The following is a 12,960-nucleotide window of genomic DNA, read 5'->3' as shown; positions in this document are numbered from 1 at the left end:
CGCGGGCGACCGTGCGGGGCGCGACACGTTCGGAGCAACGGCGTGCGACACGTGTTGCGCGTCTGTTCCCCCTAGTAATCTGAACGCCATGGCCACACGCACGTCCGGAAGCGGTTCGCAGACCCGAGGCGCGGGGACGGCGAAGAAGGCCACGCCCGCCAAGGCCGCCGCGAAGAAGGCGCCCGCCAAGAAGGCCGCGCCCGCCAAGGGCGCCGCCAGGAAAGCACCGGCCAAGAAGGCCGCGGCCGCACCCGCCCCGAAGCCCGCGCCCCCCAAGCCGCTGGCCTACCGCGCCGTCCGCGGCGGTTGGCTCGGCATGGCGCACGGCGTGGGCGCGGTCGCCCGCGGCTTCGGCAACGGCGCGAAGGGCCTCCACCCGGCCCACCGCAAGGACGGCCTGGCGCTGCTGCTGATCGGCCTGGCGCTGCTGGTCGCGGCCGGCTCCTGGTCCGACCCGCAGGGCTGGCTCGGCATCCTGGTCACCGACGGGGTCAAGGGCGCGTTCGGTCAGCTGACCGTGGTCGTGCCGCTGCTCCTGTTCGGCATCGCGGTGCGGCTGATGCGGCATCCGGAGCGTCCCGAGGCCAACGGACGGATCGTCATCGGTCTGACCGCGCTGACCGTCGGCGTGCTCGGGCTGATCCACATCAGCTGCGGCGCGCCGGGCTTCCAGGCGGGGGCCACCCGGATCCGCGAGTCGGGCGGGCTGATCGGCCTGGCGGCCTCGCGGTGGCTGATGGGCGCGGCCGGACCGGCGCTGGCCGTGCCGTTCCTGGTGCTGGTCTCCTTCTTCGGCCTGCTGGTGGTCACCGCCACCCCGGTCAACCAGATCCCGCAGCGGCTGCGGCTGCTGGGCGAGCGACTCTCCATCCTGGAGCCGCTCCCGCAGCCGGACGGCCCGGACCAGTTCGACGAAGACGCCGGTCTGGCGGGCCTCGGCTTCGGCGAGGAAGGCGACCACGGCGCGGTCCACGACTTCGAGGGGGAGCCGGGCACGCCCGAGGAGCGCGCGGTGCTGCTGGCCAAGCGCAACCAACTGGAGCGCGACGGCGCCGTCGCGCCCCGCCGCCGGCGTCCGCGCCGCCGCGTGGGAGCGGGCGCGGACCAGGACCAGCCCGATCCCTTCGACACGATCGGCGTCGCGGCCGCCGCGGCCGCCGAGCTCGACGGGGCGGTGCAGCACGGCGTGCTGCCCTCACCGGCGCTGGCCGACGTGCTCGGCCGGGTCAAGGACCGCACACCGCCCAGCGACGTGCCGCCGGTCGACTTCGACAAGGCCGACATCCCGCCGATGCCGGAGCAGGCCCCCGACGTCCCGGTGCCCGGCGCCCGCCGCGAGGACGCCACGGAAACCCCCGGGGCGGACGAGGCCTCGGGCGCCATTCCGCCGCTCCGCTCCGAGCAGCTGCGCCTGCCGGACGGGGGGAGCTACCGGCTTCCCTCGCCGGACGTACTGGCCCGCGGCGGCCCCGGCAAGGCGCGCAGCAAGGCCAACGACGACGTGGTCGCCTCGCTGATGGGCGTCTTCGCCGAGTTCAAGGTCGACGCCGCCGTCACCGGCTTCACCCGCGGCCCGACGGTCACCCGCTACGAGGTCGAGCTCGGCCCGGCGGTCAAGGTCGAGCGGATCACCGCGCTCGCCAAGAACATCGCCTACGCCGTGGCCAGCCCGGACGTGCGCATCATCAGCCCGATCCCGGGCAAGTCCGCGGTCGGCATCGAGATCCCGAACACCGACCGCGAGATGGTCAACCTCGGCGACCTGCTGCGCTCCGGCGCGGCCACCGGCGACCTGCACCCGATGCTGGTCGGCATGGGCAAGGACGTCGAGGGCCAGACGGTGATGGCGAACCTCACCAAGATGCCGCACATCCTCGTCGCCGGCGCCACCGGCGCGGGCAAGTCCTCCTGCATCAACTGCCTGATCACCTCGGTGCTGATGCGCGCCACCCCGGACGACGTGCGCCTGGTCCTGGTCGACCCGAAGCGCGTCGAGCTGACCGCCTACGAGGGCGTGCCGCACCTGATCACCCCGATCATCACCAACCCGAAGAAGGCCGCCGAGGCGCTGCAGTGGGTCGTCCGCGAGATGGACCTGCGCTACGACGACCTGGCCGCGTTCGGCTTCCGGCACGTGGACGACTTCAACCGGGCGGTCCGCTCGGGCAAGGTCCAGCCGCCGCCGGGCAGCGAAAGGGTGCTGACGCCCTACCCGTACCTGCTGGTCATCGTCGACGAGCTGGCCGACCTGATGATGGTCGCCCCGCGCGACGTCGAGGACTCGATCGTCAGGATCACCCAGCTGGCCCGCGCGGCCGGCATCCACCTGGTGCTCGCCACCCAGCGGCCCTCGGTCGACGTGGTCACCGGCCTGATCAAGGCGAACGTGCCCTCCAGGCTCGCGTTCGCCACCTCCTCGCTCGCCGACAGCCGGGTCATCCTGGACCAGCCGGGAGCGGAGAAGCTGATCGGCAAGGGCGACGCGCTCTTCCTGCCGATGGGCGCGGGCAAGCCGCTGCGCATGCAGGGCGCGTTCGTGACGGAGGAGGAGATCGCGGCCGTCGTCGAGCACTGCAAGGCGCAACTCCAGGCGGAGTACCGCCACGACGTGACGGTCGGCTCGGCGCCGAAGAAGGAGATCGACGAGGAGATCGGCGACGACATGGACCTGCTGGTCGCCGCCGCCGAACTGGTCGTCACCAGCCAGTTCGGTTCCACCTCGATGCTCCAGCGCAAGCTGCGGGTCGGCTTCGCCAAGGCGGGCCGGCTGATGGACCTGATGGAGTCGCGCGGGATCGTCGGCCCGAGCGAGGGCTCCAAGGCCCGTGACGTGCTGGTCCAGCCGGACGAGCTGGACGGCGTGCTGCTCACCCTCCGGGGGGAATGAGCGCGCGCACACGCATCCGGTCGGTTCTTCTTGACGTTGTTCGGGGGAGGAGGGAACCGACCGGGGCACCCTCGCGTCTCTCTTCCGACACTTCGTCATCTCCCTCCTCTCCCAGGGCGGAATCCGGGGCTCACCGCCCGGGTAACGATCCGGATGCAGACCTCCACATTCGGCCGAATCCCGGTTGAGCAAGGTCCGGACCCGCCCCCTAGACTGGTGTTTCGACGGCGTTCTCCGGGGGCCTCTGACCCCTCGTGAAGAAGCCTGGCCGCCCACGTTGGAAAGGCGCCCCTTGTGACGACCGGCACGACCTCTCCCGGATCGCCCGAGCCCACCCGGCACGAGCCCTCGATCGGGCAGGTGCTCGGTTCCGCGCGCGTTGCTGCGGAGCTCAGCGTCGAGGAGGTGAGCGCGCAGACGCGCGTCCGCGTGCCGATCGTGCAGGGCATCGAGATCGACGACTTCGCCCGATGCGGCGGCGACTTCTATGCCCGCGGGCACATCCGCGCGATCGCGAAGGCGGTCGGCGTCGACGGCGACGATCTGGTGCGCCGTTACGACGCCGCGCACGGCGGGAGCCCGGAGACGGCGAAGGTGCCGCTGTTCGAAACGGCGGGCGACCGCAGGATCTCCGCCGAGCGACGCCGCCCGAACTGGACGGCGGCGATGGTCGCGGCGATCGTCGTGGTCATCGCGGTGATCGGCTTCAACCTGGCGAGCGGCGGTTCGAAGGCGCCGAGCGCGTCCGCGGTGGTCCCGAGCGTGACGGCGTCGCCGTCGATCGGCCCGGTCCTCCACCCGAGCGCGCCGTCCGCGGCCCCGGTCAAGCCGAGCGCGATCGCGGCCGCTCCGGCGGGCAAGGTCACCGTGAAGCTGGCCGCGGCGAGCGCGGACAGCTGGGTCCTGGTCAAGGACAGCTCGGGCAAGGTCCTCTTCCAGGGCGACCTCGCGCAGGGGCAGACGCAGACCTTCACGGACGGCAAGAAGCTGAAGCTGGTCCTCGGGAACGCCGGGGCGGTGCACGTCTGGGCCAACGGCAAGGACCTCGGATCGGTCGGATCCGACGGCCAGGTGGTCAACGTCACCTACACCCCGGGCGACCCGGTCGCCGGCTGACCGCGCCGCACGCGCGTGAGGGGCGCGGGGAACTGCGCGACAGGCCACCCCAGATGGTGGGCCACCGGACGAACAGGGCGATCCGCGCGTCGGTGGTTGCGCGTGCAGTTCCCCGCGCCCCTGAAGCGCAGCTCCGCTGCCCAATGCTCGGGGTCGGGGAAAACCTCGGTAACCTTGGCGACATGCCCGAACGCCGCACAGTCGCCCTTGTCACCCTTGGATGCGCCCGCAACGAGGTCGATTCCGAGGAACTCGCCGGGCGGCTGGAGGCCGACGGCTGGGAGCTCGTCGCCGACGCCGCCGACGCGGACGTCGCCGTCGTCAACACCTGCGGCTTCGTCGACGCCGCCAAGAAGGACTCCGTCGACGCCCTGCTGGAGGCCAACGACCTCAAGGGTCACGGCCGCACCCAGGCGGTCGTCGCGGTCGGCTGCATGGCCGAGCGCTACGGCAAGGAGCTCGCCGAGGCCCTGCCGGAGGCCGACGCCGTGCTCGGTTTCGACGACTACGCCGACATCACCGACCGGCTGCAGAACATCCTCTCCGGCGGCAAGCACGAGTCGCACGTACCGCGCGACCGCCGCAAGCTGCTGCCGCTGACGCCCGTCGAGCGCCAGGCCGCCGCCGCGGGCGTCGCCACCCCCGGTCACGCCGACGGCGTCGCCGAGGTCGCCGACCTGCCGGAGGGCCTCGCCCCCGCGTCCGGCCCGCGGACCCTGCGCCGCAGGCTCGACGACAGCCCCGTCGCCTCGGTCAAGCTCGCGTCCGGCTGCGACCGGCGCTGCAGCTTCTGCGCGATCCCGGCCTTCCGCGGCTCGTTCCTCTCCCGGCGGCCGTCCGACGTGCTGAACGAGACCCGCTGGCTCGCCGAGCAGGGCGTCCGCGAGGTCATGCTGGTCAGCGAGAACAACACCTCCTACGGCAAGGACCTCGGCGACATCCGGCTGCTGGAGACCCTGCTGCCGGAGCTCGCCGCGGTGCCCGGGGTCGAGCGGGTGCGCGTGAGCTACCTGCAGCCGGCCGAGATGCGGCCGGGTCTGATCGACGTGCTGGCCGGGACCGACAAGGTCGTGCCCTACTTCGACCTGTCCTTCCAGCACTCGGCCCCGAACGTGCTGCGCCGGATGCGCCGCTTCGGCGACACCGACCGCTTCCTCGAACTGCTGGACCAGATCCGCGCCAAGGCCCCGGAGGCCGGCGCGCGCTCGAACTTCATCGTGGGCTTCCCCGGCGAGACCGAGGCCGACCTGGCCGAGCTGGAACGCTTCCTCACCCACGCCCGCCTCGACGCGATCGGCGTCTTCGGCTACTCCGACGAGGAGGGCACCGAGGCCGCCGAGTACGACGGCAAGCTGCCCGAGGACGTCGTCGCCGAGCGGCTCGCGAAGATCAGCAGGCTCGCGGAGGAGCTGACCGCGCAGCGCGCCGAGGAGCGGATCGGCAGCAGCGTCACCGTGCTGGTCGAGGACCTCGGCGGCGAGGACGGCGAGGACGGGGTCATCGGCCGGGCCGCCCACCAGGCGCCCGAGACGGACGGCATCACCATCCTGCTCGGTTCGACGGCCGGGCTCGCCGTCGGCGATCTGGTCGAGGCCAAGGTCACCGCGAGCGAGGGCGTCGACCTGTATGCCGAGGTGTGTCCGTGACGCAGACGCCGGGGGGCGGAGCGGCGAGAACGGGTGCTCCGATGACCACGCCCGCGAGCGGCACGTCCACACGGTCGAACCTGTGGAACGTGCCGAACGCGCTCACGATGCTGCGTCTGCTGATCGTTCCGATCTTCGCGGCGCTCTTGTTCGCTAACGGCGGACACGATCCGAAATGGCGCGCGCTCGCCTGGGCGGCGTTCGCGATCGCCATGATCACCGACCTCTTCGACGGCGAGCTCGCCCGCCGGATGGGCCTGGTGACCGACTTCGGCAAGATCGCCGACCCGATCGCCGACAAGGCGATCATGGGAACGGCGCTGATCGGCCTGTCCGCGCTCGGCGATCTGGCCTGGTGGGTGACGATCGTCATCCTGGTCCGTGAGATCGGCATCACGCTGATGCGCTTCTGGGTGATCCGCTTCGGCGTGATCCCCGCCAGCCGCGGCGGCAAGCTCAAGACGCTGACCCAGGGAATCGCGGTCGGCATGTACGTGTTGGTACTGACGGGCCCTCTGGCCTCCGCGCGCTGGTGGCTGATGGGCGCCGCGGTGCTGCTCACCGTGGTCAGCGGCCTCGACTACGTCCGCCAGGCGCTGGTGCTGCGGCGGGCCGGTCTGGCCGAACGCGCGGCGACGGGGCACTGAGGTGACCGGGGCCGAGGCGGTGCTCGCGCGGCTGGTCCGCGCGGGTGCGACCGTGGCGGTGGCCGAGTCGCTGACCGGCGGTCTGCTGGCCGCGGAGTTCGTGGCGGTCCCCGGTGCGTCGAAGGCGTTCCGCGGCTCGGTGACGGCCTACGCCACCGAGCTCAAGGGCTCCGTCCTCGGCGTCGACGTCGCCCTGCTGGCCGCGCGCGGCGCGGTGGATCCGGACGTCGCGGCCCAGATGGCGGCGGGTGTCCGGCGGTTGATGGGCGCCGACTTCGGTCTGGCGACCACGGGCGTGGCCGGTCCGGAACCGCAGGACGGGCACCCGGTCGGCACGGTCTACGTGGCGGTTTCGAGCGAGGGTGGAGAATCGGTCTCTTCGCTCCACTTGTCAGGGGATCGTGTCACAATCCGACGCAAGGCTGTTTCGGCCGCTGTGGAACTGATCGCACAGGCGCTGGAGGGCAAACCGGTGGGTTAGGAAACGTGCTCCTACCGGGAAGAACACAAGGGACGGGCCGGAAAGATTCGCGGGCCATACCGCGAACAACAGGGGAGGGGCCATGGATGCAGCCCAGAGTGAACACGACCAGGCTCCCCGCACGTGATGCGGGGCAGGCGGTACGGTGGGGCTGTGAGGTCTCAAGCCGCGGTCCAAGGAGGGAGCAACCGATGATCCTGCTCCGTCGTCTGTTGGGTGACGTGCTGCGTCGGCAGCGCCAGCGCCAGGGCCGCACCCTGCGCGAGGTGTCGGCTGCCGCGCGGGTCTCGCTCGGTTACCTCTCCGAGGTCGAGCGTGGACAGAAGGAGGCCTCGTCAGAGCTGCTCTCCGCGATCTGTGACGCCCTTGACGTGCGTATGTCCGAGGTCATGCGAGAGGTGAGCGACGAGCTGTCGCTCGCGGAGCTCGCCTCGGGCGAGACGGTACGCCCCGCGCTGCTGGAGCCGGTCTCCGTGCCTCCGGCCGAGCGCGTGCCGTCGCTCGTCCCGAAGGCGAGCGCGATGGACGTCGTCGCGGCGTAGTCGCGCGAGGCGCGCTTCGTCCCGGCCGAACTGGACGGCCCCTCCCCGGAGTCACACGGTGACTCCGGGGAGGGGCCGTTTGCGCTGCGGGGGCGCGGGGCGCGTGGAACGATGGCCTTTCTGTCCCTGTACGGAGGGTTCCTGGTGTCGATACCCCGGCGAAGTCCACTGACATGGGTGATGTGCGCGCTGCTGAGCGGGGGCGCGTGGGCGCTGCTGTTGACGCGTCACGCGGACGCCGGCCTGGGGCTGATGTTCGCGGGCGGCTGGAACCTCAGCCTCCTGCCGGTGCATGCGATGCAGCGCGCCAGGGGCGCGAGGCGCCGCGCCGCAAGCCCCCCGCGGGGGTAGCGCTTCTCCTCGCCGGGCTCGGTGCACCTCCTCCGGCGCGCGGGCGCGGTGCCTGACTCCTGAGGGTGAGTTGCACTCTCCAGGGGCGCGCGGGCGCGGTGCCTGACTGCCGAGGGTGAGTTGCACTCTCCAGGGGCGCGGGGAACTGCGCGACAAGCCACCGGCGACCGGATGGTCCTCAACGCGCAGGGCCATCCGCATGTCAGTGGTTGCTCGCGCAGTTCCTCGCGCCCCTGAGGCAGTGCAACTGGCCGGCTGTTGGAAGGCTCGCCCGGGCGCCCCTGGGAGGGGTGCGGGTCAGGCGCGGAGGCGGAGGCCGCGGGGGGTGGGGAGGAAGCCGGCGGATTCGAGGACCGGGCTGAGCGCGGCGGTCAGCGCGGGTTCGCCGTTGATGCGTTCGATCATCAGGTCCCTCAAGGCGCCCTCGTGGACCGCTCGGGCCAGCGCCGTGGCCGCGTGGGCGAGGCGGTCGTGGTCCGTGGCCCAGGAGAGCAGGGTCTTGCCGCCGCGTTCCACGTAGGCGACCAGCTCGCCGTCGACCAGGGCGACCAGCGCGCCCGCCTTGCGGCCCGGCTTGTGGGCGGACGCCGCGCCGCCCGGCGGGTCGGGCCAGGGCAGCGCCGCGCCGTAGGCGTTCGCCGGGTCCGCCGCGGCCAGGACGACGGCTTCCGGGCTCTCGGACGCTGCCGCGTCCGCACGGCGCTCCAGGGCAGTGCCGACGGCACGCAGGCGGTCGATCGCGCCGTCGGAGGCGAACTGTGCCGCGCCGAGACCGTCGACCACGTAGCCGCGACGGGTGCGGCCGGTGTCCTCGAAGGCGGAGAGCACGCGGTAGACGCCGGCGAAGCCGCCCGGCGCCCGCTCGGCCTGGACCGCGCCGCGGGTGACCACGCCGTGGCGGTCCAGCAGGGTCTGGGCCAGCGCGTGGGCGCGCTGCGTCGGGTCGCGGAGCGGGTCGGGCAGCAGCGACCAGCGGCCCGCCGTCGTCGGCAGCGAGGCGGCGCGGGGGAGGGGGCGGGAGCCCCCGTAGCGGGCGCGGGGCGTCGAGCGGGGCGCGCGGTGGGCCGTGGAGCCTGGCGTGCGCCCGGAGCCGAGCACTGCGCGCAGCGGCGCGAGGGTGTCGTTGGTGACCCGGCCTGACCAGGTCAGGTCCCACAGGGCCGTGGCCAGCTCGGCGGGGGGCGTGACCGTGCCCGGCAGCTGCTGGGCGACCTGGTCGGCGAGCTGGCGGAAGAAGAGCCCGTAGCCGGGGGCCAGCGCCGCCAGCACCGCGTAGTGCAGCGGTGTGAGCTCCAGCTCCAGCGGCTCCGGAAGCAGCAGCGGGGCCGCGTCCGCGGGGTGCAGCGCGATCCAGCCGTCCTTGCCCGGCAGCGCGCCCGCGCCCGCCCAGAGGACCTCGCCCGAGGCGGTCAGCTCGTCCAGCAGCGCGGGGCTGTAGTCCGCGACACGGCTCGGCAGGACCAGGCGTTCCAGCGCGGAGGCGGGCACCGGCGCGCCCTGGAGCTGCTCGACGGCGCGCAGCAGCCCGTCCACGCCGCGCAGGCGGTTGCCGCCGCCGATGTGCTGCCACTGCGGCAGGAAGGTGGCCAGGGCGCGCGGAGGAACCGGCTCGACCTCGTGGCGCAGCGCCGCCAGCGAACGCCGCCGCAGCCGGCGCAGCACCTCCGCGTCGCACCACTCGGTGCCGGAGCCGCCGGGGCGGAACTCGCCCTGCACGACGCGGCCCGTCCCGGCCAGCCGCTGCAGGGTGCCCAGCACGACCGCGGGGCCGAGGCCCAGCCGTGCGGCGGCGTCGGCGACGGTGAAGGGGCCGTGGGTGCGGGCGTGCCGGGCCAGCAGGTCGGCCAGCGGGTCCTTGACCGGTTCGGTGAAGGCCTCGGGAACGCCGACGGGGAGCGGGGTGCCGAGCGCGTCGCGGAGCCGTCCGGCGTCCTCGATCGCGGCCCAGCGCGGTTCCCCGGCGATCCGCACGTCGATGACCCGCCGCTGGGCCTGCAGCTCGGGCGCCCAGCCAGGCTCCGCGCCGCGTTCGGCGAGCTCGGCGTCGGAGAGCGGGCCGAGCAGGCGCAGCGCGTCGGCGACGCCCTCGGCGTCCTTGATCCGTCGCTCGGGGGTGAGCCGCTGCAGCTCCGCCTCCAGCTCGGCCAGCACCGTCTCGTCCAGCAGTTCGCGCAGCTCGGCCTGGCCGAGCAGTTCCGCGAGGAGCCGGGAGTCCAGGGCGAGGGCGGAGGCGCGGCGCTCGGCCAGCGGCGAGTCGCCCTCGTAGAGGAACTGGGCGACGTAGCCGAAGAGCAGCGAGCGGGCGAAGGGGGAGGGCTCGGGGGTGGTCACCTCGACGATGCGGACCTTGCGGGTCTCGATGTCCCGCATCAGCTCGACCAGGCCGGGGACGTCGAAGACGTCCTGGAGGCATTCGCGGACGGCTTCGAGCACGATCGGGAAGGACCCGAACTCGGCGGCCACCGAGAGCAGTTGCGCGGCCCGCTGGCGCTGCTGCCAGAGCGGTGTGCGGCGGCCCGGGTTGCGCCGGGGCAGCAGCAGGGCGCGGGCGGCGCACTCGCGGAACCTGGCGGCGAAGAGGGCGGAGCCGCCGACCTGGTCGGTGACGGTCTGTTCGACCGTCGTCGCGTCGAAGACGACGGCGTCCGCGCCGACCGGGGCCTCGTCCCCGGCGGCGCGTGCCGGCTGGTCAGGGTCGGGGAAGTCGAGCAGGTCGGCGTCGGGCAGGCGCAGCACGATGCCGTCGTCGGCGTGCATGACCTGGGCGTCCATGCCGTAGCGCTCGGCCAGGCGGGCGCCCAGCGCGAGCGCCCAGGGCGCGTGGACCTGCGCGCCGAAGGGGGAGTGGACCGCGATCCGCCAGTCGCCCAGTTCGTCGCGGAACCGCTCGACGACGATCGTCCGGTCGTCAGGAAGGTGTCCGGTCGCCTGGCGCTGCTCGCCGAGGTAGCTGAGCAGGTTGCCCGCCGCCCAGGTGTCGAGGCCGGCGGCGGCCAGCCGCGTCGCGGCCTTGTCGGCGGGCAGTGCGGCGACCTCGCGCAGGAAGCCGCCGACGGCGCGGCCCAGCTCCAGCGGCCGGCCGAGCGCGTCGCCGTGCCAGAACGGCAGCTTGCCGGGGACGCCCGGGGCGGGGGAGACCAGCACCTTGTCGTGGGTGATGTCCTCGATCCGCCAGGAGCTGGTGCCGAGGGTGAAGACGTCGCCCACCCGCGACTCGTAGACCATCTCCTCGTCCAGCTCCCCGACCCGGCCGCCGCCCTTCTTCGGGTCGGCCCCCGCCAGGAAGACGCCGAACAGGCCCCGGTCGGGGATGGTGCCGCCGGAGGTCACCGCGAGCCGCTGGGCGCCAGGCCGGGCCGAGACAGTGCCGGTGACGCGGTCCCAGACGATGCGCGGCCGCAGCTCGGCGAAGGCGTCGGAGGGGTACCGGCCCGCCAGCATGTCCAGCACGCCCTCGAACGCGGAGTGCGGCAGCGAGGCGAACGGCGCGGCCCGGCGGACCAGGGCCAGCAGCTCCTCGACGTCCCAGCTGTCCATGGCGGTGATCGCGACGACCTGCTGGGCCAGCACGTCGAGCGGGTTGCGGGGCACCCGCAGCGCCTCGATCGCGCCGGACCGCATCCGCTCGGTCACGACGGCGGACTGGACCAGATCGCCCCGGTACTTGGGGAAGACCACGCCCGTCGACACCGCGCCCACCTGGTGACCGGCACGCCCGACGCGCTGCAGGCCGGAGGCGACCGAGGGCGGCGACTCGACCTGCACCACGAGATCGACCGCGCCCATGTCGATGCCGAGTTCGAGGCTGGACGTGGCGACGACGGCGGGCAGCCGGCCGGACTTCAGCTGCTCCTCGACCTCGGCGCGCTGCTCCTTGGAGACCGAGCCGTGGTGCGCGCGGGCCAGCACGGGCGGGGCGCCCTTGGCGGCGCCCGCCTGGGCCATGGTGACGGCGGGGCCGTGGTCGGCCGGGAGCGCCTCGCCGGTGGCGCGTTCGAGGGCGATCTCGTTGAGGCGGTTGCAGAGCCGCTCCGCGAGGCGGCGCGAGTTGGCGAAGACGATGGTCGAGCGGTGCGCCTGGACGAGGTCGGTGATCTTCTCCTCGACGTGCGGCCAGATGGACGCGGCCCGCTCCGGTTCGTCCTCCTTGGTGCCGCGCCCGCCGGAGAGCTCGCCCAGGTCCTCGACCGGCACGACGACGGAGAGGTCGAACTCCTTCTCCGACGGCGGCTGGACGATGCTCACCCGGCGGCCGGGACTGAGGAAGCGCGCGACCTCCTCGACGGGCCGGACCGTGGCGGACAGCCCGATGCGGCGCGCGGGCGCGTCCAGCACCTCGTCCAGCCGCTCCAGGGTGAGCGCGAGGTGCGCGCCGCGCTTGGTGCCCGCGACGGCGTGCACCTCGTCGAGGATCACCGTCTCGACGCCGCGGAGCGCGTCGCGGGCGGCGGAGGTGAGCAGCAGGAAGAGCGACTCGGGGGTGGTGATCAGGATGTCCGGCGGGTGCGTGGCGAAGCGGCGGCGCTCTGCCGCGGGGGTGTCGCCGGACCGGATCGCGACCTCGATCTCGGGCTCCGGCAGCCCGAGCCGCGTCGCCGCCTGCCGCAGGCCCGCGAGCGGCGCGCGGAGATTGCGCTGCACGTCGACGGCGAGGGCCTTGAGCGGCGAGACGTAGAGCACGCGACAGCGCCGTTTGGCCTCGGCCGGAGGGGGCGTGGACGCGAGCCCGTCCAACGCGGACAGGAACGCGGCCAGCGTCTTGCCGGAGCCGGTCGGCGCGACCACGAGCACGTCGCTTCCCGCGCCGATGGCCTGCCAGGCCCCCTCCTGCGCGGCGGTGGGCGCGGGAAACGCCCCCTCGAACCAGGCCCGCGTGGGCGCGGAGAAGCCGGCGAGTGCGGTGTCGGGAGTCACGCGTGCCATGCGCCCATCGTGCCGTGCGGCACTGACATTCGGTCCCCGCCGTGCGCTTTCCCGTGACGGCGGGTCCTCGAGGGGCGCGAGGAACTGCGCGAGACACGACGGAGATGCGGACGACCCTGCGCGATCGGGGCTCCACCTGCGCGGGTGGCTTGTCGCCACCGTGCACCTTCGCCCCGGCGGACAGCGTGGTCACCCCGCTGCCGCCGGCCCCGCCGTAGGCGGCCCGCGGACCGGCTGCGCCGGATGGGCCGGCAGCAGGGGGAGGACGGCGGGGCCGGCTTCGGCGACGTGCAGCCGCGCGGGTACGCGGGGGGTTTGGCCACTGGCGTGTGGGCGGGCCTGTGAGTTGAGGGCTCTGCCTGGCGGG

Annotated in this window: 7 protein-coding genes; 6 read left to right on the top strand and 1 reads right to left on the bottom strand. The window is 73.6% G+C overall.

From position 1 onward, the window contains the following. Positions 1-88: 88 nt before the first annotated feature. The 6 genes from BS83_RS36115 (at position 89) to BS83_RS36090 (ending at position 7,319) form a co-directional block, all read left to right on the top strand. Complete coding sequence (locus tag BS83_RS36115; protein ID WP_037607509.1) at positions 89-2,887, top strand: FtsK/SpoIIIE family DNA translocase; 2,799 nt, start codon at positions 89-91, stop codon at positions 2,885-2,887. A gap of 294 nt (positions 2,888-3,181) precedes the next feature. Further along, positions 3,182-4,003: a helix-turn-helix domain-containing protein gene (locus BS83_RS36110; RefSeq protein WP_037607508.1), complete on the top strand. Its 822-nt coding sequence runs from the start codon at positions 3,182-3,184 to the stop codon at positions 4,001-4,003. Positions 4,004-4,185: 182 nt separating this feature from the next. Then, positions 4,186-5,649 carry a 30S ribosomal protein S12 methylthiotransferase RimO gene (gene rimO / locus BS83_RS36105; protein ID WP_037607507.1) on the top strand — a complete coding sequence of 488 codons (1,464 nt, stop codon included), beginning with the start codon at positions 4,186-4,188 and terminating at the stop codon, positions 5,647-5,649. Between the two features lie 41 nt (positions 5,650-5,690). Continuing rightward, positions 5,691-6,296, top strand: a complete 606-nt coding sequence (gene pgsA, locus BS83_RS36100; RefSeq protein ID WP_037607506.1) for a CDP-diacylglycerol--glycerol-3-phosphate 3-phosphatidyltransferase — start codon at positions 5,691-5,693, stop codon at positions 6,294-6,296. A gap of 1 nt (position 6,297) precedes the next feature. After that, a complete protein-coding gene (locus BS83_RS36095; protein WP_037607505.1) occupies positions 6,298-6,777 on the top strand; it encodes a CinA family protein in 480 nt (159 codons plus the stop codon). Positions 6,778-6,968: 191 nt separating this feature from the next. Continuing rightward, positions 6,969-7,319 carry a helix-turn-helix domain-containing protein gene (locus tag BS83_RS36090; protein WP_037607504.1) on the top strand — a complete coding sequence of 117 codons (351 nt, stop codon included), beginning with the start codon at positions 6,969-6,971 and terminating at the stop codon, positions 7,317-7,319. Between the two features lie 648 nt (positions 7,320-7,967). On the opposite strand, the gene BS83_RS36080 is transcribed toward BS83_RS36090, so the two are convergent. Beyond that, entirely contained in the window at positions 7,968-12,593 is a 4,626-nt protein-coding gene (locus BS83_RS36080) for an ATP-dependent helicase (protein WP_037607502.1), read from the bottom strand. Positions 12,594-12,960 lie beyond the last annotated feature (367 nt).

It is taken from the genome of Streptacidiphilus rugosus AM-16 (genome assembly GCF_000744655.1).
Classification (GTDB): Bacteria; Actinomycetota; Actinomycetes; order Streptomycetales; family Streptomycetaceae; genus Streptacidiphilus; species Streptacidiphilus rugosus.
This window is presented reverse-complemented; position numbering and strand designations above follow the sequence as displayed.

Excerpts from the sequence above, each read along its gene's own strand:
- BS83_RS36115 (WP_037607509.1), top strand. The coding sequence starts at position 89 with ATGGCCACACGCACGTCCGGAAGCGGTTCGCAGACCCGAGGCGCGGGG.
- rimO (WP_037607507.1), top strand. The coding sequence starts at position 4,186 with ATGCCCGAACGCCGCACAGTCGCCCTTGTCACCCTTGGATGCGCCCGC.
- pgsA (WP_037607506.1), top strand. The coding sequence starts at position 5,691 with ATGACCACGCCCGCGAGCGGCACGTCCACACGGTCGAACCTGTGGAAC.
- BS83_RS36090 (WP_037607504.1), top strand. The coding sequence starts at position 6,969 with ATGATCCTGCTCCGTCGTCTGTTGGGTGACGTGCTGCGTCGGCAGCGC.
- BS83_RS36080 (WP_037607502.1), bottom strand. The coding sequence starts at position 12,593 with ATGGCACGCGTGACTCCCGACACCGCACTCGCCGGCTTCTCCGCGCCC.